The organism is Kitasatospora sp. NPDC101155, assembly GCF_044768305.1.
Lineage (GTDB): Bacteria > Actinomycetota > Actinomycetes > Streptomycetales > Streptomycetaceae > Kitasatospora.
In genome coordinates, this window is sequence record NZ_JBIWPN010000006.1 from 33,014 (window position 1) to 55,982 (window position 22,969).

At 72.3% G+C, this 22,969-nt stretch carries 22 protein-coding genes; 11 read left to right on the forward strand and 11 right to left on the reverse strand.

Annotated elements, in window-relative coordinates; genetic code table 11:
* Positions 1-30: 30 nt before the first annotated feature.
* The 3 genes from ACIRYZ_RS11005 to ACIRYZ_RS11015 all read right to left on the reverse strand — a co-directional run bounded on the left by ACIRYZ_RS11005 (position 31) and on the right by ACIRYZ_RS11015 (position 6,210).
* Entirely contained in the window at positions 31-1,902 is a 1,872-nt protein-coding gene (locus ACIRYZ_RS11005) for a SpoIIE family protein phosphatase (protein ID WP_402942146.1), read from the reverse strand.
* 86 nt (positions 1,903-1,988) lie between these two features.
* A complete protein-coding gene (locus tag ACIRYZ_RS11010; protein ID WP_402942148.1) occupies positions 1,989-2,765 on the reverse strand; it encodes a class I SAM-dependent methyltransferase in 777 nt (258 codons plus the stop codon).
* A 481-nt stretch (positions 2,766-3,246) separates the two neighbouring features.
* The gene (locus tag ACIRYZ_RS11015; RefSeq protein ID WP_402942150.1) at positions 3,247-6,210 is read right to left on the reverse strand and encodes an AfsR/SARP family transcriptional regulator; all 2,964 of its coding nucleotides are present in this window, start codon (positions 6,208-6,210) and stop codon (positions 3,247-3,249) included.
* 214 nt (positions 6,211-6,424) lie between these two features.
* Here ACIRYZ_RS11015 and ACIRYZ_RS11020 point away from each other — a divergent pair, with 214 nt between their 5' ends.
* Positions 6,425-6,706 carry a hypothetical protein gene (locus tag ACIRYZ_RS11020; protein ID WP_402942152.1) on the forward strand — a complete coding sequence of 94 codons (282 nt, stop codon included), beginning with the start codon at positions 6,425-6,427 and terminating at the stop codon, positions 6,704-6,706.
* Between the two features lie 253 nt (positions 6,707-6,959).
* Here the strand turns inward: ACIRYZ_RS11020 and ACIRYZ_RS11025 are convergent, their stop codons facing one another.
* Positions 6,960-7,163, reverse strand: a complete 204-nt coding sequence (locus tag ACIRYZ_RS11025) for a hypothetical protein (protein WP_402942154.1) — start codon at positions 7,161-7,163, stop codon at positions 6,960-6,962.
* A 136-nt stretch (positions 7,164-7,299) separates the two neighbouring features.
* On the opposite strand from ACIRYZ_RS11025, the gene ACIRYZ_RS11030 reads away from it, so the two are divergent.
* Positions 7,300-8,058 carry a GntR family transcriptional regulator gene (locus ACIRYZ_RS11030; protein WP_393033267.1) on the forward strand — a complete coding sequence of 253 codons (759 nt, stop codon included), beginning with the start codon at positions 7,300-7,302 and terminating at the stop codon, positions 8,056-8,058.
* A gap of 104 nt (positions 8,059-8,162) precedes the next feature.
* Here ACIRYZ_RS11030 and ACIRYZ_RS11035 read toward each other — a convergent pair whose 3' ends face one another.
* Complete coding sequence (locus tag ACIRYZ_RS11035) at positions 8,163-9,830, reverse strand: fumarate hydratase (protein ID WP_402942156.1); 1,668 nt, start codon at positions 9,828-9,830, stop codon at positions 8,163-8,165.
* A gap of 205 nt (positions 9,831-10,035) precedes the next feature.
* Here ACIRYZ_RS11035 and ACIRYZ_RS11040 point away from each other — a divergent pair, with 205 nt between their 5' ends.
* Complete coding sequence (locus ACIRYZ_RS11040) at positions 10,036-10,743, forward strand: DUF1707 domain-containing protein (protein WP_393033374.1); 708 nt, start codon at positions 10,036-10,038, stop codon at positions 10,741-10,743.
* A 265-nt stretch (positions 10,744-11,008) separates the two neighbouring features.
* Positions 11,009-11,437, forward strand: coding sequence for a WhiB family transcriptional regulator (locus tag ACIRYZ_RS11045; protein WP_402942158.1), 429 nt, complete (start codon positions 11,009-11,011; stop codon positions 11,435-11,437).
* Positions 11,438-11,569: 132 nt separating this feature from the next.
* Here the strand turns inward: ACIRYZ_RS11045 and glpX are convergent, their stop codons facing one another.
* Positions 11,570-12,610 carry a class II fructose-bisphosphatase gene (glpX, locus tag ACIRYZ_RS11050; RefSeq protein WP_387623633.1) on the reverse strand — a complete coding sequence of 347 codons (1,041 nt, stop codon included), beginning with the start codon at positions 12,608-12,610 and terminating at the stop codon, positions 11,570-11,572.
* Positions 12,611-12,846: 236 nt separating this feature from the next.
* On the opposite strand from glpX, the gene ACIRYZ_RS11055 reads away from it, so the two are divergent.
* Positions 12,847-13,362 carry a DUF4245 domain-containing protein gene (locus ACIRYZ_RS11055; protein ID WP_402942161.1) on the forward strand — a complete coding sequence of 172 codons (516 nt, stop codon included), beginning with the start codon at positions 12,847-12,849 and terminating at the stop codon, positions 13,360-13,362.
* A gap of 76 nt (positions 13,363-13,438) precedes the next feature.
* Here ACIRYZ_RS11055 and ACIRYZ_RS11060 read toward each other — a convergent pair whose 3' ends face one another.
* From ACIRYZ_RS11060 to ACIRYZ_RS11075, 4 genes are all read right to left on the reverse strand, one after another.
* Entirely contained in the window at positions 13,439-14,041 is a 603-nt protein-coding gene (locus tag ACIRYZ_RS11060; RefSeq protein WP_402942163.1) for a malonic semialdehyde reductase, read from the reverse strand.
* A 109-nt stretch (positions 14,042-14,150) separates the two neighbouring features.
* Positions 14,151-14,408, reverse strand: coding sequence for an exodeoxyribonuclease VII small subunit (locus ACIRYZ_RS11065; protein ID WP_393033249.1), 258 nt, complete (start codon positions 14,406-14,408; stop codon positions 14,151-14,153).
* A 175-nt stretch (positions 14,409-14,583) separates the two neighbouring features.
* Positions 14,584-15,813, reverse strand: coding sequence for an exodeoxyribonuclease VII large subunit (gene xseA / locus ACIRYZ_RS11070; RefSeq protein WP_402942165.1), 1,230 nt, complete (start codon positions 15,811-15,813; stop codon positions 14,584-14,586).
* 38 nt (positions 15,814-15,851) lie between these two features.
* On the reverse strand, positions 15,852-17,210 hold the full coding sequence (locus tag ACIRYZ_RS11075; protein WP_402942167.1) for an APC family permease: 1,359 nt from the start codon (positions 17,208-17,210) through the stop codon (positions 15,852-15,854).
* Between the two features lie 109 nt (positions 17,211-17,319).
* Here ACIRYZ_RS11075 and ACIRYZ_RS11080 point away from each other — a divergent pair, with 109 nt between their 5' ends.
* Both ACIRYZ_RS11080 and ppgK read left to right on the forward strand, forming a co-directional pair.
* A complete protein-coding gene (locus tag ACIRYZ_RS11080; protein WP_393033243.1) occupies positions 17,320-18,294 on the forward strand; it encodes a 4-hydroxy-3-methylbut-2-enyl diphosphate reductase in 975 nt (324 codons plus the stop codon).
* 131 nt (positions 18,295-18,425) lie between these two features.
* A complete protein-coding gene (gene ppgK / locus ACIRYZ_RS11085) occupies positions 18,426-19,172 on the forward strand; it encodes a polyphosphate--glucose phosphotransferase (protein ID WP_402942168.1) in 747 nt (248 codons plus the stop codon).
* Between the two features lie 39 nt (positions 19,173-19,211).
* On the opposite strand, the gene ACIRYZ_RS11090 is transcribed toward ppgK, so the two are convergent.
* Positions 19,212-19,838: a DUF6542 domain-containing protein gene (locus ACIRYZ_RS11090; RefSeq protein WP_393033237.1), complete on the reverse strand. Its 627-nt coding sequence runs from the start codon at positions 19,836-19,838 to the stop codon at positions 19,212-19,214.
* Between the two features lie 138 nt (positions 19,839-19,976).
* Between ACIRYZ_RS11090 and ACIRYZ_RS11095 the strand changes: the two genes are divergently transcribed.
* The 4 genes from ACIRYZ_RS11095 to ACIRYZ_RS11110 form a co-directional block, all read left to right on the forward strand.
* Positions 19,977-20,369 (forward strand): glyoxalase, encoded by a 393-nt coding sequence (locus ACIRYZ_RS11095; RefSeq protein WP_402942170.1) that lies wholly within the window; start codon positions 19,977-19,979, stop codon positions 20,367-20,369.
* Between the two features lie 84 nt (positions 20,370-20,453).
* Positions 20,454-21,527, forward strand: a complete 1,074-nt coding sequence (gene ychF / locus ACIRYZ_RS11100) for a redox-regulated ATPase YchF (protein ID WP_402942172.1) — start codon at positions 20,454-20,456, stop codon at positions 21,525-21,527.
* 131 nt (positions 21,528-21,658) lie between these two features.
* A complete protein-coding gene (locus tag ACIRYZ_RS11105; protein ID WP_402942174.1) occupies positions 21,659-22,036 on the forward strand; it encodes a hypothetical protein in 378 nt (125 codons plus the stop codon).
* Positions 22,033-22,969, forward strand: a 937-nt coding sequence (locus tag ACIRYZ_RS11110; protein ID WP_402942175.1) for a caspase domain-containing protein, incomplete at its 3' end; no start/stop codon positions are given. The genes ACIRYZ_RS11105 and ACIRYZ_RS11110, both read left to right, overlap by 4 nt.

The following is a 22,969-nucleotide window of genomic DNA, read 5'->3' on the forward strand; positions in this document are numbered from 1 at the left end:
GCAGATCCGGGGCTGTGACGGAGCCGGCGGCTACTGGGGCAGCCGCTGTTCGAACCAGACCACCTTGCCGGTGCCCAGCCGGGTGGCGCCCCAGCGGTCCGCGCACCGGGCCACTATCTGCAGCCCGCGCCCGCGTTCGTCCTCCGGGCCGGTACGGCGCGGCCGCGGCAGCAGCGGGCTGTCGTCGCCGACCTCGCAGCGCAGCCGGGTGGTGCGCACCAGGCTCAGGGTGACCGGCCGGGTCGCGTGCTGGACGGCGTTGGTCACCAGCTCGCTGACCATCAGCTCGGTCGCCTCGCTCAGCTCGTCCAGCCCCCAGCGGCGCAGGGTGTGCGCGGCCAGCCGGCGCGCCCGGCCCGGCGTCTCGTTGCGCGGCTGCAGGTACCAGTGCGCGACGTCCCCGGCCGGGATGCCGTCGAAGCAGGCGCCGAGCAGGGCGATGTCGTCACCGCGGTCCCCGGGCGGCAGGATCCGCAGTGCCTCCTGGCACAGCTGCTCGGGGGACTGCCAGCGGGCGGCGGCGATCCTGGCGCGGAGCACCTCCAGGCCGTCGCTGATCGGACGGCTGCGGGTCTCCACCAGGCCGTCGGTGAACAGCAGCAGCGCCGAGCCGGGCGGCGCGGGCAGTTCGACGGAGTTGAAGTCCACCCCGCCGACTCCGATCGGCGCCCCGGAGTCCAGCTCCACCAGCTCGGCCGTGCCGTCCGGGCGGACCAGCACCGGTGGGACGTGCCCGGCGTTGGCCAGCACCACCCGGTTGGCGATCGGGTCGTACACCGCGTACACGCAGGTGGCCAGGTGCTGTTCGCGGCCGAGCCGCTGGGCCTGCTCGTCCAGGTGGTAGAGCACCTCGTGCGGCGGCAGGTCGAGAGCGGCCAAGGTCTGGGCGCTGGTGCGCAGTTGACCCATGATGGCGGCCGAGGTGAGCGAGTGGCCCATCACGTCGCCGACGATCAGGGCGACCCGGTTGCCGGGCAGCGGCACCGCGTCGTACCAGTCGCCGCCGACCTGCGCGCCGCGCTCGCCGGGCAGGTAGCGCTGGGCGAGCCGGACGCCGTGCGGCTGCGGCAGCCGCAACGGCAGCATGCTGCGCTGGAGTTCGTTGGCTATCTCCCACTCGCGGGCGTACCGCAGCGCGGTGTCCACCGCCAGCCCGGCCTGGGTGGCCAGGTGCGCGGCGGTCGCGGTGTCGGCCGGGTCGAAGGCCGGACGGCCGGTGCGTTCAGGGGGCCGCCGGATCAGCACCAGCAGCCCGAGGACGGCCTTGCGGCCGCGCAGCGGCAGAGCGAGGACGGAGGTGCCGGCGGCCAGCCGGGCCAGCCCGCGGGGGCCGTACAGCTCGCGCAGCAGCGTCTCGGTGCGATCGGCCGCGGGCGCGCCCAGGACGGCCGACTCGGCCGGGCGGCGGCTCAGCAGGACGTGCGCCAGCGCGCCGCCGCGGGTGACCGGGACGGCCGGGCCCGGGTCGGCGGTGGAGCGGGAGCCGAACCGGGAGCGGTGCCGGTCGTCCACGCCGCCCTTGCGGCCGCGCCGGCCGATCCGGGTGCCGGTGCTGTGGTGGATCCGCAGCTCGTCCGGGAAGCCGGGCTCGCGCTCGACGTTGGGCAGCGGGTCGCGCAGGTGGACGACGGCCGCGTCGGCGAGGGTCGGGACCAGCACCCGGCCGATGTTGCGCAGGGTCGCGGACAGGTCGAGGGCGCTGTTGATCCGTCGGGTCGCCGCGTCGAGGTAGGCGAGGCGGTCGGCCAGCCCGTCCGCCGCCCCGGTGCGGTCCGGCCGTGCCGTCGGCGACTTCGCCGGGGCCGCGGCCCCGAACTTTGCTTCCGGCCGGGCCGGGACCCGGCGGCGCTGGCCCGGGACGGCGGGCGGCTGCTCCGCCTCGGTCTTGAGCTGGTCGCGCACGGCTGCCTGTCCTGGATTCGGTGTGGTCGGTGGGTGGGCTGGGCGGTGGGTGTACTGGTCGGTGGGTGTGCTGGTCGGGCGGTCGATCAGCCGACGCGTCGACAGCACAGGAACAGCTGTTCCTCCGGCGGCAGCGTGGTACTGGCCGGCGCGTACGGATGCCCCGAGCACTCCTCGACGGCGAAACCGGCCGCGACCAGAACCCGTTCCAGATCCTCCCGCAGATACCCACTGATCCGCAGCTCTCTGCCAAGGAACGGAAGCGGAACGTGATCCAGGTCCGCCTCGACCATACCGAGCGCCAGCAGTCCGCCCGGTCGCAGGAGTTCGCGCAACCGCCCGAGCACGGTCGGGATCTCGTCCTGCGGCAGCAGGATCAGGGAGAAGAACGCGGTGACGGCGGCGAAGGTGCCGTGGCCCTCCGGGCCGAGCCCGGGGACGCCCCAGACCCGGTCGGCGCGCTCGGTGTCCAGATCGTACAGGTCGATCCGATGGAAATCGGGCGGGAACGGGCCGGGGTGGTTCGCCTGACGGGCCAGCGCGAGCATCACGTCCGAGAGGTCCACCCCGGTCACCCGCAGCCCGCCGGCGGCCAGCTGGCGGACGGTCGGCTCGCCGGTGCCGCAGCCCACGTCCAGCACCCGGGCCCCGGGTTCGAGCGCCGTGAGCAGCTGCTTCCCGCACTCCAGCTGCCCGTCCTTGGCGGGGAAGGCCTCGCCGTACCCGGCGCCGATGGTGTCGAAGGCGACCGCCTGCAGGGCCCGCGCCGCACGGCGCCGCCGCACGTCGGGTTCGTCGTCGTCGGCGTCCTCGCCGACCGGGAACGAATCGGATATCTGGCCGGTCGTCACGTTGAGAGGCACCCTTCCACCTGTGGCCTCCGGTCGGCTCCTCCACAGCCTCGCGGGCCGCTGCCGGTGGCGGTACGTCACGCTCCCCGCATCACTTCGCATCACACAGGCGGACTGCACCCCGACACGTTCCCGGCAGACACTCGTGTGCGTACTGGCATCTGAGAATATGCGTGATCACTGCGCCATGGGGTCCCTTTCCAGCCAACTCGTCGTGCTTGGGCCGGTGTGGCCCGGGTTCGCGGAAGCACTACGGTGCGGGCGGGGGTGGTGGGCAGGGCCCCGCGCGCCGGATGTCGCGCCGGGGTGACGGCGCTGACCTGCGGTTTCACCAGTCCGCAGGCTGACAATCGGACGTTTATCGAACGTCAATCGGCTCGGTGCACAGTTGAGTCCAGCGCCGGGGAAGCGTTGAGGGCGCTCCCGCAGCCGGGGGGCTGCGGGAGCGCCGACGCGCGGAACGGGGAAGGCGCTCCGCTGGGGGGCGGAGGCCTTACGGCGCGGGGGGAGAAGAGATGGGCTCGGTGTGCTGACGGGAAATGAGGTCCGCCACGGGGGAGGCCTCCGGCACACCGAGCCGCGTGAAGATCGCGTGCGCCTCCTGGAGACAGGCGAGCCCGCGGGCCGGCTGGGCCAGGGCGAGCAGCGCCTCGCCTAGGGCGGCGTTGGCCAGGCCCTGGCAGTAGACGAAGTCCATCTCCTGCCCGATCGCCAGAGACGCGCCGGCCGCCTCGGCGGCCTCGGTGTGCTGCTCGGCGGCGAGCAGGGCGGAGGCAAGACGGGCCAGGGCGTAGCCCTCCCAGAGCGCGTTCTGCTGGGACTGGAACAGCTGGTGGGCCTCCCGCAGGTGCGGGACGGCCTCGGCGGTGGAGAGCACCACGCCGAGCTGGTAGAGGGTCTGGGCGAGCAGCGGGCCGTTGTTGGACGTCCGGGCGGCGGCGACGCCGTCGCCGGCGGACTGGATCGCCGTCTCGGCCATGCCGAGCCGGTGCTGCACGCGGGCCATGTTGCTGACGACCCGAGCCTCAAGGATCGGCGCGCCGACGGCCTGGCTGGTGGCCCGGGCCTGTTCGAGGAACCGCAGGGCTTCGGCCGGACGGTTGCCGACGTTGAGGATCACGCCCAGCATGTTGGCCGTGGCCAGGAGCAGGACGGTCGGCTCGTTGGGTGCCTGGTGGTCCAGGCTTCGGCGGAATGACTGCTCGGACCGCTGGAAGTCGCTGGTGACGGACTGCAGGGTGCCGAGGGCGAAATGAACCCTGGCGAGCGCTGCGTGGTCGCCGCGTTGCTCCGCCGCACGGCCGATGGTCTCCAGCACCGGCACCACCTGCGGGCCGTGGGTGGCGTCCGGCCCGAGGCCGTACAGCAGGATCAGCAGGTCGATCGCCGCGTGCTGCGAGGTGCGGGAGCCGTTCGCTGCTGCGGCCATGGCGCTTAGCAACAGGGCGCCCTCGGCGCGGAGCCATTCCTGCGCGGCCGGGCTCGTCGACAGACCGAGCCCCGGCGAGGTGAGTGTGGACAGCAGTTCGGGCAGCGGGTCGTCCGGTTCGATGACCTGGGTCGCGTTGCGGACAGTCGGGATGAGCAGGTCGAGTAGCCGCATGACCGCTCGCTCCTGGTCCGCGGTGTCGCCGATCCGCTCGTTCTGTCGCTGGGCGTAGAGCCGGAGCAGGTCGTGGTAGCGGTAGCGGCCGGGAGTGAAGCACTCCAGCATGTTCGCCTCAACCAGCGCCTCGGCGAGGTCCTCGGCGGTGTACTCGTCCACACCTAGCAGCGCCGCGGCCGCCGCCAGCGGGATGTCGGGCGAGTCGATCAGGGCGAGCAACCGAAAGGCGCGGGCCTCGGTTGCGGACAGCTGTCCGTAGCCGAGCCCGATGGTGGTCTCCACAGCGAGGTTGCCGAGCTGGAGTTCGTCCAGTCGCCGTCGTTGGTCGGCTAACCGGCTAGCCAGGTCGGAGACGCTCCAGCGCGGGCGGCTGGCCAGCCGGGCGGCGGCGATGCGGACGGCCAGCGGGAGGAAACCGCAGGCGGTGACCACCTTCATGGCCGCCTCCGGCTCGGCGGCGACGCGCTGATCGCCGACGATGGCCGAGAACAGCGCCAGTGCCTCGTCAGGCGTCAGCTCTTCGACGTCGAAGAGCTGGGCGCCGGGGATACCGGCGAGCCGGGAGCGGCTGGTGGCGAGCACCGCGCAGCCGGAGACCCCGGGGATGAGCGGCTGGATCTGGTCCGCGTCGCGCGCGTTGTCGAGCAGGATCAGCATCCGACGGTTGGCGAGCAGCGAGCGATAGAGGGCGGACCGCTGTTCCAGCGAGTCGGGGTTCTCGGTGACGCCGAGCGCGTGCAGGAAGTCACCCAGGACGACCACCGGGTCGGCCGGTGAGGTGCCTGCTCCGCGCAGGTCGACGTAGAGTTGCCCGTCCGGGAACTCGGCGCGGACGCGATGGGCGACGTGCACCGCGAGGGTGGTCTTGCCGACTCCGCCGATGCCTGCCAGCGAGGTGACCACCACGGCCTGCCCGGTGGCGTTCATCAGGACCGCCGAGAGCTCACCGACCAGCTCCGAGCGGCCACTGAAGTCCGATACGTCAGCGGGTAGTTGGGCCGGAGCCGGGGGCGCGGCCGGACCGTCCTCGCGGGTCGTGGCAGCGGGTGCGGCGGGGAGGACGAGGTCAGGGTCGGCGGCGAGGATGCGGGTGTGCATCGCGGACAGGCCCGCGCCCGGTTCGACCCCGAGCTCCTCGATCAGCAGCTTGCGGGTGTCGGTGTAGACACCGAGCGCCTCGGCTTGGCGGCCGCAGCGGTACAGCGCCAGCATCAGCAGTTCGCGCAGCCGCTCGCGCAGCGGGTGTTCGGCGGTCAGGTTGTTGAGCTCGCCGACGATCTCGGCGTGCAGACCGATGTCGAGGGCGGCGGCGCACAGTTCCTCGGCGGCGGCTACCTGGCGTTCGGCGAGCCGCAGCCGCTGGGCGTCGGCGTAGGGTCCGGGGATTCCGGTGAGCGGACGGCCGCTGAACAGGCCTAGCGCCTCTACGAGCAGTCGGTGCGCCTCGTGCCGGTCGCCGGAGGCACGTGCAGCTGCGGCCTCGGCGGAGAGGCGCTCGAAGACCGTCAGGTCGAGGGCCTCGCCCGGGATGCGCAGGGCGTAGCCGTCGGCGACCGAGATCAGCAGCTCGGCGGGCCGGCGCACCGCGCGCCGGGGCTCGATGACGGAGCGCAGGCGGGAGATGTAGGTGCGCAGCGCGGCCACGGCCTGGGTCGGCGGACGGTCTCCCCAGAGCGCGTCGACCAGGTCCTGGGTGGTGACCAGGCGGCCGGAGTGCAGCAGAAGGGTGGTCAGAACGGCTTGCTGCTGGGGGGAACCGAGGGAGAGGGGCGTGCCGTCGAGCCAGGCCTGGACCGGACCGAGGACTTGGAAGCGCAGCGCAGGGGCCTGCGGCGTCTCCCGAAACTCCATGAAGTCCCCCGATGGCCTGTGGTGTCGATTCCGTGAAAGGGCGCTCGGCGGTCCGCCGTGATGGTTCAGCTTAGGCGGGCGCCTGACTCTGCCGGACGGCGCCGCAAGCCGCACGATGTTTATCGGACATTTAATCAACCCTACGATACTGTCCGCGCGCCCGCGCCACAGAGGTCGGGCGGGACACAATTGATGACTGAAAGGCGGCCGCCCAATGGCCAACGACCAGAGCGAGACCCCGGTGCCGTCGACGCCCGAGAACGCGGCGCAGACCGGTGCCCCGGCCGCCGCTGTGGAGGCGGGCAAGGCTGTCGAGGGCGCGGTGACCGCGACCTCGAACCCGACCGAGTACACCGCGCCGACCGACGCGGACAAGACCGCGTTCGAGAACGGCCCGTTCGGTGACGAGGGCCAGTACATCGCGGAGCCCGACCAGCCGACCACCGGCGAGCCGGGCCCGCGCCAGCCCGAGAGCATTGTCGGCGGCCACCCGTAAGCCGTGCCGACCGAGCGCCCCCGTGCCCCCGTCCGGGCGCGGGGGCGCTGTTGGTTATGTGCGCGCCAATTCGTGTGCGGGTGCGTCGCGGTGGCCGATTCCTGTCCGCGGTGCACGCATGGTGACCGGAGTTATTCGTAACGTGCCCGGTGGCGGGCCCGCGACGTTCCGGAATTCCGGATTCACCAGGGGGATTGAGGGCCCCTGAATGTTGTGGTTTGCGTGGGTTTTGCCGCAATTCCCGGCGCCGATCTCATTCAGCTGAATCGCGGGGCTTCGGGACGGGTGAGACGTGGTGCGGTTCGGCGGTCCATTCGCGGCCGCCGCCCTCCGGGCGCAGGTAGTGCTCGCCGCCGAGGGTGCCCATGTAGATGCCGGTGTGTCCGGTCCTCCGGTCGAGGACGAGTTCGCCCACCTGTGGCCGGTAGGCCCGGGCGTCGTGCTGTCGAGTGCTCACCGTGCTGCTCCTCGCTCTGGTAGGCGACTGGCCAGCATCTCTAGAGAAGCTAATATCTCTAGAGATGTCAACGGTCGTATCTCCTTATCAGCGACCGCGGGCGCGCCTAGGATTGTCCGAGGGAGAGGGAGCGGCGATGACCGGCAGCAGTGGCGACAGACAGCCCAAGTACCAGCGGATCGCAGACTCCCTGAAGGCGGCCATCGACGACGGCCGCTACCGCGCGGGCGACCGGCTGCCCGGCGAGAACGACCTCATGGACGAGTACGGCGTGGCCCGGATGACCGCCCGCCAGGCGCTCGGCGTGCTGCAGAGCGAGGGCATCGCGGAGGCCCGCCGGGGCGCCGGGGTGTTCGTCCGGGACTTCCGGCCGCTGCGTCGGCGCGGCATCCAGCGGCTGGCGCAGGGGCAGTGGGGCTCCGGCCGGTCGATATGGTCCGCGGACATAGACAACCGCAGCCTGGTGGTCGACCAGGTCTCCGTCGCCGAGCGGGGCGCGCCCGAGCACGTGGCCCGGGTGCTCGGGGTCGACCCGGGCGCGTCGATGTGCGTACGGCACCGCCGCTTCGTCCTGGACGGCAAGCCGGTGCTGCTCTCCACCTCCTACCTGCCCGCCGTCCTGGTCGCCGGAACCGCCATCACCCGCGAGGACACCGGCCCCGGCGGCACCTACGCCCGGCTGGCCGAGATCGGCGCCAAGCCCGTGCACTTCCGCGAGGAGGTCCGCTCCCGCATGCCCAGCGCCGAGGAGTCCACCCGCCTCGAACTCTCCGCCGGCACCCCGGTCATCCTGATCTGCCGTACGGCCTTCGCCGACGAGGGGCAGGTCGTCGAGCTCAACGAGATGATCCTGGACGCCGCCTCCTACGTCCTGGAGTACGACTTCGACGCCTGAACGAGCCGACGGCCGCGCAGTAGCCGGAGGCCGCACGGCGTGAAACCGCCCCGGCCGCAGGGCGGCCGGGGCGGTGAGGGAACGCGTGGAGTCACGCCTCCGGACTACTCCTTGGAGCGGATCCGCAGGCTGGTGATCAGCGGACCTTCCGTCGTCTCGCGGAAGAAGTCGTTGCCCTTGTCGTCGACGACGATGAAGGCCGGGAAGTCCTCGACCTCGATGCGCCAGACGGCCTCCATGCCGAGCTCGGCGTACTCCAGCACCTCGACCTTCTTGATGCAGTCCTGGGCGAGGCGGGCGGCCGGGCCGCCGATCGAGCCGAGGTAGAAGCCGCCGTGCGTGGCGCAGGCGTCGGTGACCTGCTTGCTGCGGTTGCCCTTGGCGAGCATGACCATCGAGCCGCCGGCGGCCTGGAACTGGTCGACGTAGGAGTCCATCCGGCCGGCCGTGGTCGGGCCGAAGGAGCCGGAGGCGTAGCCCTCGGGGGTCTTGGCCGGGCCGGCGTAGTAGACCGGGTGGTCCTGGAGGTACTTGGGCATGCCCTCGCCGGCGTCCAGGCGCTCCTTGATCTTGGCGTGGGCGATGTCGCGGGCGACCACCAGGGTGCCGGTGAGCGAGAGCCGGGTCTTGACCGGGTACTTGGACAGCTCGGCGCGGATCGCGGACATCGGCTGGTTGAGGTCGACGCGCACCACGTCGTCGTCCAGGTGCTCGTCGGTGGTGTCCGGCAGGTACTTGGCCGGGTCGGTCTCCAACTGCTCCAGGAACACGCCCTCGGCGGTGATCTTGCCGAGCGCCTGGCGGTCGGCGGAGCAGGAGACGGCCATCGCGACCGGCAGCGAGGCGCCGTGGCGCGGCAGTCGGACCACGCGCACGTCGTGGCAGAAGTACTTGCCGCCGAACTGGGCGCCGATGCCGATCTTCTGGGTCAGCTCGGTGACCTTGGCCTCCAGCTCCAGGTCCCGGAAGCCGTGGCCGGTCTTGGCGTTGCCCGAGGTCGGCAGGTTGTCCAGGTAGTGCGCCGAGGCGTACTTGGCGGTCTTGAGCGCGAACTCGGCGCTGGTGCCGCCGATCACGATGGCCAGGTGGTACGGCGGGCAGGCGGCGGTGCCGAGCGAGCGGATCTTCTGCTCCAGGAACGAGAGCATGTTCGCCTCGTTCAGGATGGCCTTGGTCTCCTGGTACAGGTACGACTTGTTGGCGGAGCCGCCGCCCTTGGCCATGAACAGGAACTTGTACGCGTCGCCGTCGGTGGCGTACAGCTCGATCTGGGCCGGCAGGTTGTTGCCGGTGTTCTTCTCGTCCCACATGGTCACCGGGGCCATCTGGGAGTAACGCAGGTTGAGCTTGGTGTACGCGTCGAACACGCCGCGCGCGATGGCGGACTCGTCGCCGCCCTGGGTCAGCACGTTCTGGCCGCGCTTGCCCATGACGATCGCGGTGCCGGTGTCCTGGCACATCGGGAGGATGCCGCCGGCCGAGATGTTGACGTTCTTCAGCAGGTCGAGCGCCACGAAGCGGTCGTTCGGGCTGGCCTCCGGGTCGTCCAGGATGCGGCGCAGCTGGGCGAGGTGCGCGGGGCGCAGGTAGTGCGAGATGTCGTGCATCGCCTCGGCCGTGAGCAGCCGCAGCGCCTCGGGCTCGACCTGGAGGAAGCTGCGACCGCCGGCCTCGAACGTGGAGACACCCTCGGAGGTCAGCTTGCGGTACGGGGTCGGGTCAGCGCCCAGGGGGAGCAGGTCGCTGTACTCGAAGTCTGGCGTGGGAGCCATGGGGGCGGTCCTTAGGTGTCCAGTGATCCGGCTGCGTCGGCGAAGCACCATCCAGGGTAGGACCCGCCGATCGCGCGCATGCGGACAGGTCAGCCTTGGTGACGGGGCTCACTCGGGCAGCAGTGCGAGCGACTACGCTTGCGCCGTGGACAACTCGCCGTCGCAGGACGACCCGGGGCAGCCGCCGGTGCCGGCTCCCGTACCGATGACCAAACCCGAACTCAAGCCCGAGACCACGCCCGTGGCCACGCCGCAGCCCTCGCACGCCCCGGTGGCGGAGGCGGAGCTGCGCGTCTCGGACGCCGACCGCGAGCGGGTCGCGGAGCTGCTGCGGGACGCCTACGCCGAGGGTCGCCTGGACGCGGACGAGCACGCCGAGCGGATCGGGGCCGCGTACGCCGCCAAGACCTTCGGCGACCTGGTGCCGCTGACCCGGGACCTGCCCGCCCACCGGCCGCTCTCCTTCGAGAAGCCGCCGCTGGACGCCCCGGCGCCGGCTCCCACCCGGACGCAACTGCCGCCCGCGCGCCAGGAGTCGCCGTCGGTGGTGGCGATCTTCGGGGGCGCCGCCCGCAAGGGCCGCTGGCGGGTCGGTTCGCACCTGACCGCCTTCACCATGTTCGGCGGGGTGGAGATCGACCTGAGTGACGCCGTGTTCGAGTCCCCCGAGGTGGAGATCACCGTGACGGCGATCTTCGGCGGGGTCGAGGTCCGGGTGCCGGAGAACGTCAGCCTGCACGGCTCCGGGGTCGGCATCTTCGGAGGGTTCGACGTCCGCGAGCAGACCGCCGCGGACCCGTACGCTCCGGTCGTGCGGGTCAAGGGCGTTGCCCTGTTCGGCGGTTGCAACGCCAAGCCGCGCCGGGGCAAGAAGCTCAAGGAGTGGGTGCGCAAGCAACTCGGCGCCGACTGACTTGAATTGGCCTGTCGAGTGCCCGGCCGGGGATCAACTCCCGGCCGGGCACTCGACGTTGTGGCGGGTGCACTCCGTAGTCGATTGCGTGCAGTGTGCATGAATCCCGGCGGGGCGGGGTAGGTCATTCCGCACATCGCTTCTTGTACGGCTGCGCACCGGAGGCGGCCAAGCGGCCGGTCCGGAGGGTTGGACCAGCGGGGGCTCGCAGCCGGGCAGCGGAGCGAGGTTCCCTGTGTCCGAGAGCCTCGTCAGGAGTACGGCCGTGCTGCATCCGATCGAGTCCCGCCCCACCTCGCCAGTCGTCGCCGCCCACATGCTGGAGCGTCGTCCGGCCGTCCGCCCGCAGCCGCAGCCCCCGGGCGGCCCGGCGGGCACCGCCGCCGGCGAGGACAGCCCCTGGCACACCGGTGCGGCCTGTCAGCGGGACGAGGTGGGGCTGTTCTTCGCGCCCTCGAAGGAGCCGACGGCGGCCCGGCTGTCGCGCGAGGAGCAGGCCAAGCAGGTGTGCGCCCGTTGCCCGGTGCTGCTGGAGTGCCGCGAGCACGCGCTGGCGCAGCCGGAGCCGTACGGGGTCTGGGGCGGGCTGACGGCCGCCGAGCGGCGGGTGGTGCTGGCCCGGCGCCGCCGTCGGGACGCGGAGCTGCGCGAGGCCACCCGGGTGACCACGGCCCGGAGCCGGATAGCCGGTTGACAGCGGGCCGGAGACGGGAGCCGGGAGGCGGATCCCCCGAAAGGCGGTCGGAAACGCGGCGCGGCCTCGGCGGAGGGGGATTCCGCCGAGGCCGCGCCCGAACGTCCTGTCTTCGAGGCCGTTTCGTGTGGGTCAGTTGGCGCGGTCGAAGTCGATCGCGCTGTAGGCCCGCAGCTTCGCCAGCTTGTGGACGGAGTTGATCTCGCGGATCGTGCCGCTCTTGGAGCGCATCACCAGCGAGCTGGTGGTGGCGGTCTCCGAGCGGTAGTGCACGCCGCGCAGCAGCTCGCCGTCGGTGATGCCGGTGGCGACGAAGAACACGTTCTCGCCGCTGACCAGGTCGTTGGTGGTGAGCACCCGGTCCAGGTCGTGCCCGGCGTCCAGGGCCTTCTGCCGCTCGGCGTCGTCCTTGGGCCACAGCCGGCCCTGGATCACGCCGCCCATGCACTTCATCGCGCAGGCCGCGATGATGCCCTCCGGGGTGCCGCCGACGCCCATCAGCAGGTCGACGCCGGTGCCCTCGCGAGCGGCCATGATGGCGCCGGCCACGTCGCCGTCGGAGATGAACTTGATCCGGGCGCCCGCCTCGCGGATCTCCCGGACCAGACCGTCGTGGCGCGGGCGGTCGAGCACGACCACGGTGACGTCCTCGACGGCGCTGCCCTTGGCCTTGGCGACCCGGCGGATGTTGACGGCCGCCGGGGCGGTGATGTCGACGAACTCGGCGGCCTCGGGGCCGGCCACCAGCTTGTCCATGTAGAACACGGCGCTGGGGTCGAACATGGTGCCGCGGTCGGCGACGGCCAGCACGGCCACCGCGTTGTTCATGCCCTTGGCGGTCAGCGTGGTGCCGTCCACCGGGTCGACCGCGACGTCGCACTCGGCGCCGGTGCCGTCGCCGACCCGCTCGCCGTTGTAGAGCATCGGGGCTTCGTCCTTCTCGCCCTCGCCGATGACGACCACGCCGTTCATCGAGACGGTCGAGACGAGGGTGCGCATCGCCTTCACGGCGGCACCGTCCGCGCCGTTCTTGTCACCGCGGCCGACCCATCGGCCGGCGGCCATGGCGGCCGCCTCGGTGACCCGGACGAGTTCGAGCGCGAGGTTCCGGTCGGGAGCCTCGGGCGCGACTTCCAGGGCACGGGGGAGGTGGTGCGGGTACTGCGTGGTCATCGTCGTTACCTCTCTGTACGCGACGGCCAGTGAGCGCCCGACTACTGCCTGGTCGAACGCCGTGGTGAGGGTTCTGCGATCGTATCTGCCCACGAGATGACTGTCTGTGGCGCGGGTCGCCACCCTGTGGCGAAAAGCACCGGTTCGCCCGGCTTCACCCGTACGTGGACACCCCGGGTGGCCCCGCCCGGATGCGGATGAGTCACCATGTGGGGGTGGCTGCAGAGAGCAAGGGTATGAGAGGTCGGCAGACCGTACGGGACATGGTCCTGTCGATGCTGGCGGTCGGTTTCGTCGTCTGGATCGGGTACCTGTTCCTCCCGCACGACGCCAACAGCGACCCGGTGCATGTGGTCGAGTACAGGGCGGCCGCGGCCAGCGCCAAGCGCGCCGCGCCCTATCCGCTGCTCTCCCCGGAGGGGCTGTCCGGCAAGTGGCGGGCCACCTCGGTCAGCTACACCCCGGCCGACCTGAACTCCGGCAAGGGCAACGCCTGGCACCTGGGCTTCGTGACGCCCTCCGGCCAGTACGCGGCCGTCGAGCAGGCTGACGTGCCGCGCGACAAGCTGCTGGCCGACAAGGTCGCGGACGGCCGGCCGGACGGCACCTCGGACGCCGCCGGGCACGTCTGGGACCGGGTGCAGGGCGAGAAGGGCCGCGCGCTGGCCGTGCAGACCGGCTCGGCGACCACCCTGATCACCGGCACCGCCTCCTACGAGGAGCTGGCCGAGCTGGCCCAGGCGCTCAAGTAGCGCCAGGGCTCCACGGGCACGCGGAAGGGCCCGCACCGGACGAACCGGTGCGGGCCCTTCGCCGTTCCGTCGCGGATCAGACGGTGGTGACGACCTCGTCGTAGGCCAGGCGCGGGGAGCGCGGGAACCAGGCGTCCTCGCCCGGCTTGCCGATGTTGACCACGGCCAGCACCGAGTGCTCGCCGTCGCCGAAGAACTCCTTGTTGAGGCCCGCGGCGTCGTAGCCGGTCATCGGGCCGGCGGCCAGGCCGGCGGCGCGCACGCCGATGATGAAGTAGGCGGCCTGCAGGGCGCCGTTCAGCGTGGCGGACTGCTCACGGACGGGGCGCTCCGAGAAGAACATGTCCTTGGCCTGCGGGAAGTGCGGGAGCTGGGTCGGCAGCTCCTCGTGGAACTCGTTGTCCGCGGCCAGGATGGCGACCAGCGGCGCGGTGGAGGTCTTGGCCTTGTTGCCGTCCGCCATGTGCTGGACGAGGCGCTCGCGGGCCTCGGCGGAACGGACCAGGACGACGCGCAGCGGCTGCTGGTTGAAGGCGGTCGGGCCGTACTTGACCAGGTCGTAGATGGCCTGGACCTGCTCCTCGGTGACCGGCTCGTCGGTGAAGGTGTTCGCGGTGCGGGCCTCGCGGAACAGCAGGTCCTGAGCGGCGGCGTCGAGTACCAGGGCGTCGGTGGTCATGCTTCTGCACCTCATGCGGGAGGGGGTTCGTCGGTGTGACCGGCGTGGCCGATCACTTCCTCCAACATAGGTGAAGATTCAACGATTCCCCAAGGGGCTGTGACCCGCATCACTCCCCGGTCGGGGTTCCGCCCTCCTCGGCGGCCAGCGCGGCGTCCAGTCGGGCCCGGGCGCCGTCCAGCCAGCGCTGGCAGACCTTCGCCAGCTGCTCGCCGCGCTCCCACAGGGCCAGCGACTCCTCCAGGGAGGTGCCGCCGTTCTCCAGCTGCCGGACCACGTCCAGCAGCGCGTCCCGGGCGTGCTCGTAGCCCAGCGCGTCGTCCGGGGTCGGCGCCGCCGCGTTCTGCTGCTCCTGCTGCTCTGCCATGCGTGCCAGCGTAGGGGCTGGCACCGACAGGGACGGCTCCGGCGGGGCGGAAACCCGGGTGCGCCCGGTCGACCCGCGGCGCCGGCCTCCGCCGCACGATCCAGGTACGACCCGCCGTTCCGGCCGACGCGCCCGCGCCGTCCCGGCAGCGCTCGTCCTGGTCCCGAGCCTCGTCCTAGTCCCGAGCCTCGGCCTCGGCCGCGGTCACCGTGACGTCGAAGCCGCCGCCCGCCACCCGGGCGTGCAGCCCCTCCCCGGCCGCGACCTGCGCCGGGTCCGTCACCACCGTGCCGTCCGCCCGCTGCAGCACCGCGTAGCCGCGCTCCAGGGTGGCCGCCGGGGACAGCGCGACCACCCGGGCCAGGGTGTGCCCGAGGTCGCTCTGCGCGTGGTCCAGCCGGTGCCGCAGGGTGCGCCGGGCCCGCTCCAGCAGGCCGTCCACCTCCTGGCCGCGTCCGTCCAGCATCCTGTGCGGGGCGGCCAGCGACGGGCGGCTGCGCAGCCCGTCCAACCCATGCTGCTCGCGCTCGACCCGGGCCAGCACGTGCCGACGGGCCCGGTCGCGCAGCTGGCGGACCTTGGCCAGCTCCTCGCCGACGTCCGGGACCACCCGCTTGGCGGCATCGGTCGGGGTGGAGGCGCGCAGGTCCGCGACGAAGTCCAGCAGCGGCTGGTCCGGCTCGTGCCCGATCGCGCTGACCACCGGTGTACGGGCGGCCGCCACCAGCCGCACCAGCCCCTCGTCCGAGAACGGCAGCAGGTCCTCCACGCTGCCGCCGCCCCGGGCCACGATGATCACGTCCACCTCGGGGTGCTCGTCCAGCTCCCGGACGGCCGCGCTCACCCGCTCCACCGCGCTGACCCCCTGCACCGGGACGTTGCGCACCTCGAAGCGCACGGCCGGCCAGCGCCGCCGGGCGTTCTCCAGCACGTCCCGCTCGGCCGCCGAGTCGCGCCCGGTGACCAGTCCGACGCACTGCGGCAGGAACGGCAGCGGGCGCTTGCGCTCGGGTGCGAACAGGCCCTCCCCGGCCAGCCGCCGCTTCAGTTGCTCCAGTCGGGCCAGCAGCTCGCCCAGGCCCACCGGCCGGATCTCCGAGGCCCGCATCGACAGCTGCCCGCGCGCCGCGTACCACTCCGGCTTGGCGTGCACGACGACCCGTGCGCCCTCCTGCACCACGTCCGCGACCTGGTCGAAGACCGAGCGGAAGCAGGTCACCGTGAGGGAGACGTCGGCCTGCGGGTCGCGCAGGGTCAGGAACACCACGCCCGCCCCGGGCCGACGGCTGAGCTGGGTGATCTGCCCCTCGACCCACACCGCGCCGAGCCGGTCGATCCAGCCGCCGATCAGCGCGGAGACCTTGCCGACCGGGAGCGGGGCTTCGGGGGAGCTGGGGTTGGCCATGCGTACGAGGCTAGCGGCGCACGCCGACAGCTCGGGCGCTAACGGTGCCCGCCGGCGCCCGAAGCGGTACTGCCCTGCACCCCGAGCACCACCAGCCCGGCCGCCAGCCAGGCCAGCCCGACGAGCTGCGCCGTCGTCGAGGCCTCGCGGACCACCGCCGCGATCACCGCGATCCCCAGCGCCGGGACGACCAGGTGCCGCAGCCGGTCCCGCGAGCCGTGCCGGACGGTGTACCAGCCGACCACCGAGGCGTGCAGCAGGGCGAAGGCGGTCAGCGCGCCCACGTTCACCACCGAGGTCAGCTGGTCCAGCCCGTCGTCCCGGTTGGCCGCCCAGACCGCCGCCGCCATGGTGATGGCCGCGGCCGCCAGCAGTGCCCGGCGCGGTACCGCGCTGCCCGGGTCGACCGAGCCGAGCACCCGCGGCAGCCGCCCGTCCCGGCCCATCGCGAAGACCAGCCGCCCGGCCGCGGCCTGGCCGGCCAGCGCCGCGAAGGCCGCGCCGATCGCCTTGCCGGCCGCGACCAGCACGTGCAGCCAGTGCCCGATGCCGCTCTCCACGGTGTCGTAGAAGGCCGAGCCCTGTGCGGCCGGGTCGGCGGCCAGCTGCCGCGGGGTCATCGGCTCCAGCAGCGCCGCCAGGTAGGTCTGGGCGACGAACAGCACCCCGGCCAGCGCCAGGCACCACAGCACCGCCTTGGCCACCGCCGCCGAGGCGCCGACCGCCTCCTCCACGAAGGTGGCGATCGCGTCGAAGCCCAGGTAGGAGAGCACCGCGACGGACACCGCGGAGATCACCGCGGTGAGCGAGAAGTCCCCGACGGCGGTGAACGGGGTGTCCCAGCCGCGCCGGGGGCCGTCCTGGACCAGTGCCACCACGGCCGCGGCCATGAACACCGCCAGCACCGCGATCTCCAGCGCCAGTACCGCGAAGCCGACCACGGCCGCCGTGCGCACCCCGATCAGGTTGAGCGTGGTGGTGGCCACCACCGCGAGCGCCGTCCACAGCCAGCGCGAGACGCCCGGCACCAGGGAGTGCAGCGCGATCCCGGAGAACAGGTAGGCCACCGCCGGGATCAGCAGGTAGTCCAGCATCGCCATCCACCCGGCGATGAACCCCGGTCCTTCGCCCAGCCCGGCCCGGGCGTAGGCGAACACCGAGCCGGTCTGCGGCACGGCGCGCACCATCTGGGCGTACGAGAAGGCGGTGAGGCCCATCGCCACCGTGGCGGCCAGGTAGACCGAGGCGACGGCGCCGTGGCTCTTGGCGTCCAGCACGCCGAACACGCCGACCGGGGCCATCGGGGCGATGAACAGCAGTCCGTAGACCATCAGATCGCGGACGCCCAGACTGCGGCGCAGGCCGCTCGGTGTCGCCTGCCCGCTCACAGCGCTCATAGACCCCACATTTGAGCATTTCTGATCGGATCTGACCGGAAACCGCCCGCTGTCGGCGCGGCTGCCCGCCGGGGACAGTGCGACTCGCGGTCGCCCGTACGATGGAGCCATGTCCAACACCGCGCAGCGCCGTGTCCTGCTCGCCGCCCCCCGGGGCTACTGCGCGGGTGTCGACCGCGCCGTGATCGCCGTGGAGAAGGCCCTGGAGCAGTACGGGGCGCCCATCTACGTCCGCAAGCAGATCGTCCACAACAAGTACGTGGTGCAGACCCTGGAGAAGAAGGGCGCGATCTTCGTCGACGAGACGGAGGAGGTGCCCGAGGGCTCGATCGTCGTCTTCTCGGCGCACGGCGTCGCCCCGTCCGTCCACGACGAGGCGCGGGCCGGCAAGCTGGCCACCATCGACGCCACCTGCCCCCTGGTCACCAAGGTGCACAAGGAGGCCGTCCGCTTCGCCGACGAGGGCTTCGACATCCTGCTGGTGGGTCACGAGGGCCACGAGGAGGTCATCGGCACCATGGGCGAGGCCCCGGACCGGATCCACCTGGTGGACGGTGCCGAGGACGTCGCCAACGTCCAGGTGCGGGACGAGTCCAAGATCGTCTGGCTGTCCCAGACCACCCTGTCGGTGGACGAGACCATGGCCACCGTCGGCGAGCTGAAGAAGCGCTTCCCGGCGCTGGTCAGCCCGCCCAGCGACGACATCTGCTACGCGACCCAGAACCGCCAGGTCGCGGTCAAGCAGTTGGCCCCCGAGACCGACCTGCTGATCGTGGTCGGCTCCAAGAACTCCTCCAACTCGGTCCGCCTGGTCGAGGTCGGCCTGGAGTACGGCGCCAAGGCCGCCCACCTGGTGGACTTCGCCGAGGAGATCCAGGAGTCCTGGCTGGAGGGCGTCACCACGGTCGGCCTGACCAGCGGCGCCTCGGTGCCGGAGATCCTGGTGGACGGCGTGCTGGAGTTCCTGGCCGCGCGCGGTTACGACACGGTCGAGACGGTCAAGACCGCCGAGGAGCACCTGACCTTCTCGCTGCCCAAGGAACTGCGCCGCGACCTGCGCGCCGAGGCGGCGGGCAAGCTGTAGACCGTTGTGGAGAACCCGGCGCCCCGGTGGGGTGCCGGGTTCTTCGCTGTGCGTCGCCGCCGGGGCTCTCGTACTTTTGTGCACAGGCTGTGGACAAGCCGGTCCGCGGCCGAACGGCGGAGGGCGGAGCGATGACGGCGGTATTCGGCGTGGACATCGGCGGTTCGGGCATCAAGGGAGCCCCGGTCGACCTCGCCCGGGGAGTGCTCGCCCAGCAGCGCCACAAGGTGCTCACCCCGCATCCGTCCGAGCCCGAGGCTGTGGTCGCCGCCGTGTGCGAGGTGGTCCGGCACTTCGACCACCAGGGGCCGGTCGGGCTCACCTTCCCCGGCGTGGTGGTCGGCGGCCGTACCAGGACCGCAGCCAACGTGGACAAGGGCTGGGTCGGCCTGGACGCCGCGGGCCTGTTCCGCGAGGCACTGGATCTGCCGGCGACCGTCCTCAACGACGCGGACGCGGCCGGCCTGGCGGAGTTCACCCACGGTGCCGGGCGTGGCGAGTCGGGCGTGGTGCTGGTGCTCACCTTCGGCACCGGCATCGGCAGCGCGCTCTTCGTGGACGGCACGCTGGTGCCCAACACCGAGCTGGGCCACCTGGAGCTGCGCGGCAAGGACGCCGAGCGTCGGGCCTCCTCGGCCGCCAAGGAGCGGCACGGGCTGACCTGGGAGCAGTGGGCCGGGCGGGTCAACGAGTACCTGGACCTGGTGGAGATGCTGCTCTCGCCGCAGCTGATCGTGATCGGCGGCGGGGTGAGCCGCAAGCACGAGAAGTTCCTGCCGCTGCTGAAGGACCGCGAGGCGAGGGTGGTGCCGGCGGAACTGCGCAACGACGCGGGCATCGTCGGGGCCGCCATGGCGGCGGCCCGGGCGGCGGGCTGAGGGTCTGCCGGTGCCGGGCTTCGACGGGAGGGGTGGAGCTCAGCGGGAGCGGTGGATCCGGCGCTGGGCGACGAAACGGGCGAGCACGATCAGCGTGGCCAGGCCGGTGCCGGAGAACAGCCAGCCGGCCCGCAGTGCCAGCCCGGTCGCCAGCGCCACCACCTGGGCGGTCACGCCCGAGGAGCTGACCGGCGCGAGCACCAGCAGCGCCAGGGCGAAGGCGATCGGCCCGCTGATCGGCGCGGCCAGCAGGTCGGCGTACCGGACCCGGACGGCCAGCTGGAAGCAGACCACCAGGTAGCCGAGGCCGAACAGCCAGCCGAGGCCGTCGAAGAGCAGCCGGTCCACGCCCGCCACCGCGAGCGTCGCCAGCACGGCGACCACGCCGGTGCCGATGGCGGTCAGCCGGGTCGGCCGACCGGTGCGGCGGCGCCCGTACACCCGCAGTCGGCGCCCGGGGGACGGGCGCGCCGCGGTGGGCCGGCCGGCCACCGGACGCAGCCGGGCAGGGGGAGTCTCAGGGGCGGCAGGGGCTCGGGTGCTCTCGGGCGCCCGGCCGGGACCGGGGACGGCGGCCGCGGCCGCGCCGTTCGGCGGACGGCGTCTGGGCCCTGGCGGCTGGGTACGGGTGCTCTGCTCCACCCGCCCAACGTACGGTCCGATCATCGCCACACTGTGTAATGGACCGTTCAGGTCTTGTCCCGTGTCTCCGGATGGAGTGGTTCTGTGATCGTCGTTCAGTGACCTGACCGGCTCGGACGGGTCGACGAACCAAGATCATCGGATCACCGTACGGGGGGCCTCGTGGCCACGGACTTCACCTTCGAACGCCTCGACCACTTCCAGCTCGACATCCCGGCCGGCGCCGAGGACGCCTGCCGGGCCTTCTGGTCCGGCGTGCTCGGCATGACGGAGCTGGAGAAGCCGCCGGTGCTGGCGGCCCGCGGCGGCTGCTGGTTCCGTGGCGGCGGGGTCGAGGTGCACCTCGGCGTGACCCCGGACTTCCGGCCGTCCGTGAAGGGACACCCGGGCATCCTGGTGCGCTCGCTGGACGCCCTGGCCGAGCGGCTCACCGCGCACGGCCACGGGGTGGTCTGGGACGACAACCTGCCCGGCCACCGGCGCTTCTACGCGGCCGACCAGTTGGGCAACCGGCTGGAGTTCCTGGAGCCACGACCGGCGGAGACCGAGGCGTAGGGCAGCGCAGACGCTGCCCGTAGACTTGGGGGTCGGCCCGTACGGTGCCGACCCAACTCCTCCAAGCCCACGGGACTGCGCTTCATGTCGCTCACGATCGGAATCGTCGGCCTGCCGAACGTCGGCAAGTCGACCCTGTTCAACGCCCTGACCAAGAACGACGTGCTGGCGGCCAACTACCCGTTCGCCACCATCGAGCCGAACGTCGGCGTCGTCGGCGTCCCCGACCAGCGGCTGGCCAAGCTCGCCGAGATCTTCGGCTCCCAGCGCATCCTCCCGGCCACCGTCGACTTCGTGGACATCGCGGGCATCGTGCGCGGCGCCAGCGAGGGCGAGGGCCTGGGCAACAAGTTCCTCGCCAACATCCGCGAGTCGGACGCGATCTGCCAGGTCGTGCGCGCCTTCACCGACCCGGACGTGGTGCACGTGGACGGCAAGGTGTCGCCCAAGGACGACATCGAGACCATCCACACCGAGCTGATCCTGGCCGACCTCCAGACCATCGAGAAGGTCCTGCCGCGTCTGCAGAAGGAGGCGCGCCTCAAGAAGGACACCGCCCCCGTGCTGGCCGCCGCCGAGGCCGCGCAGGCGATCCTGGAGACCGGCAAGACCCTCTTCGAGGCCGGCTTCGACACCGCCCCGATCCGCGACCTGCACCTGCTGACCGCCAAGCCCTTCCTCTACGTCTTCAACGTGGACGAGGCCGAGCTGGCCGACGAGGACTTCAAGAACGCCCAGCGCGAGCTGGTCGCCCCCGCCGAGGCGATCTTCCTCAACGCCAAGATCGAGTCCGAGCTGATCGAGCTGGACGACGCCGAGGCCCTCGAACTCCTCCAGTCCATGGGCCAGGACGAGCCCGGCCTCGCCACCCTCGCGCGCGTCGGCTTCAACACCCTCGGCCTGCAGACCTACCTGACGGCCGGCCCCAAGGAAACCCGCGCCTGGACCATCAAGAAGGGCGCCACCGCCCCCGAGGCCGCCGGAGTCATCCACACCGACTTCCAGAAGGGCTTCATCAAGGCCGAGGTGATCTCCTTCGACGACCTGGTCGAGACCGGTTCCGTCGCCGAGGCCCGCGCCAAGGGCAAGGCCCGCATCGAGGGCAAGGAATACGTCATGCACGACGGCGACGTCGTGGAGTTCCGCTTCAACGTCTGACCCGGCGACAGCTGACACCCCCCGGAGGGGCCGACTCCCGTGAACGGAGTTCGGCCCCTTCCGCTTTGTGGGGGTGGTGGTTCCTCTAGGGTGGGGTCGGCCAACTGGGGGTTGTGGGAGAGGGGTTGGGTGTGGAGGTCGAGCTCGGGTTCGAGGTGGCGGAGGATGCCTCGGAGGGGGCGGAGGTCGAGGCGGCCCGGTCGTTGACCCGGTGGCTGCTGGCCGAGCCGGAGCTGCGGGGCATCGAGGTGCGGCCCGGGGCGGCGGATCCGGCGGCCGGACGGATGGGGGAGGTGCTGGAGATCCTCAACGTGGTCCTGGCGAACGGGATCGCGCTGGGGAGCCTGGTGACCGCCGTCGCCACCTGGCGGGACTCGCGGCGCGGCGGGATGCGGGTGCGGATCGAGCGCGGCGGCACGTCGGTGGTGATCGAGGACGGGTCGGCGGACGAGGTGCGCCGGATCGTGGCGCAGCTGGAGCCGCCGGCCGGAGCCGCCGAGCAGTCGTGACCGTGCTGGCGGACCCGGGCCGGTCGGCGGCCGTGCTCGTCGGGGTGCACGACTACGTCCACCTGGACGGACTGCCGGCCGTCGAGCAGAACCTGGAGGGGCTGCGCCGGGTGCTCGCCGACCCCGACGTCTGGGGGCTGCCCGCCGAGGCCTGCGCGGTGATCGCCCAGCCCGCGAGCGTGCGCGAAGTGCTGGACACCGTACGGGAGAAGGCGCGCCAGGCCACCGACACCCTGCTGGTCTACTACGCCGGGCACGGCGTGACCGACGACTACTCGGAGGAGCTGTACCTCGCGCTGCCGGACACCGACCGCGAGCGCGAGTACACCGCGCTGCGGTTCGAGTCGCTGCGCCGCGCGCTGCTCGACTCGCAGTCCCGGGCGCAGCGCACGGTGGTGGTGCTGGACTGCTGCTACAGCGGCCGGGCGCTGGTGGGCTCGATGGGCGCGGGCAAGTCCCTCGCCGACCGGACGGCGGTGAACGGGACGGTGGTGCTCACCGCCTCGGCCGCCACCCGGCCCGCCCTCTCGCCGCCCGGGGAGCCGTACACCGCCTTCACCGGGGAGCTCATCGACCTGCTGGAGTGCGGCATCCCGGGTGGTCCCGAACTGCTGGACATGGACACCCTCTACCGGCGGCTGTACGCACGGCTCGCCGCGAAGTCCCGCCCGCTGCCGCAGCAGCGCAACCGCAACACCGGCGGGCTGATCGCGATAGCCCGCAACCGGGCGGCGGGGACGGAAGCGGAGGAGGACACCGCGGTCCGGGCCGCCGCCGAGGCCCGGGCCGCCGCCGAGGAACTGCTCGCGAGGCGGGAGCGGGAGGTCGAGCGGCTGCGGGCCGCCGCCGAGGAGGGCGCGCGGGAGCTGCTGCACCGGGCCACCCGCCTGGCGGTGGCGCTGGCGGCCGAGCCGGACCCGGACTTCCGCCTGT

Excerpts from the sequence above, each read along its gene's own strand:
- ACIRYZ_RS11015 (WP_402942150.1), bottom strand. The coding sequence starts at position 6,210 with ATGGAGTTTCGGGAGACGCCGCAGGCCCCTGCGCTGCGCTTCCAAGTC.
- ACIRYZ_RS11020 (WP_402942152.1), top strand. The coding sequence starts at position 6,425 with ATGGCCAACGACCAGAGCGAGACCCCGGTGCCGTCGACGCCCGAGAAC.
- ACIRYZ_RS11030 (WP_393033267.1), top strand. The coding sequence starts at position 7,300 with ATGACCGGCAGCAGTGGCGACAGACAGCCCAAGTACCAGCGGATCGCA.
- ACIRYZ_RS11035 (WP_402942156.1), bottom strand. The coding sequence starts at position 9,830 with ATGGCTCCCACGCCAGACTTCGAGTACAGCGACCTGCTCCCCCTGGGC.
- ACIRYZ_RS11040 (WP_393033374.1), top strand. The coding sequence starts at position 10,036 with ATGACCAAACCCGAACTCAAGCCCGAGACCACGCCCGTGGCCACGCCG.
- glpX (WP_387623633.1), bottom strand. The coding sequence starts at position 12,610 with ATGACCACGCAGTACCCGCACCACCTCCCCCGTGCCCTGGAAGTCGCG.
- ACIRYZ_RS11055 (WP_402942161.1), top strand. The coding sequence starts at position 12,847 with ATGAGAGGTCGGCAGACCGTACGGGACATGGTCCTGTCGATGCTGGCG.
- ACIRYZ_RS11060 (WP_402942163.1), bottom strand. The coding sequence starts at position 14,041 with ATGACCACCGACGCCCTGGTACTCGACGCCGCCGCTCAGGACCTGCTG.
- ACIRYZ_RS11065 (WP_393033249.1), bottom strand. The coding sequence starts at position 14,408 with ATGGCAGAGCAGCAGGAGCAGCAGAACGCGGCGGCGCCGACCCCGGAC.
- xseA (WP_402942165.1), bottom strand. The coding sequence starts at position 15,813 with ATGGCCAACCCCAGCTCCCCCGAAGCCCCGCTCCCGGTCGGCAAGGTC.
- ACIRYZ_RS11075 (WP_402942167.1), bottom strand. The coding sequence starts at position 17,210 with ATGAGCGCTGTGAGCGGGCAGGCGACACCGAGCGGCCTGCGCCGCAGT.
- ACIRYZ_RS11080 (WP_393033243.1), top strand. The coding sequence starts at position 17,320 with ATGTCCAACACCGCGCAGCGCCGTGTCCTGCTCGCCGCCCCCCGGGGC.
- ppgK (WP_402942168.1), top strand. The coding sequence starts at position 18,426 with ATGACGGCGGTATTCGGCGTGGACATCGGCGGTTCGGGCATCAAGGGA.
- ACIRYZ_RS11090 (WP_393033237.1), bottom strand. The coding sequence starts at position 19,838 with ATGATCGGACCGTACGTTGGGCGGGTGGAGCAGAGCACCCGTACCCAG.
- ychF (WP_402942172.1), top strand. The coding sequence starts at position 20,454 with ATGTCGCTCACGATCGGAATCGTCGGCCTGCCGAACGTCGGCAAGTCG.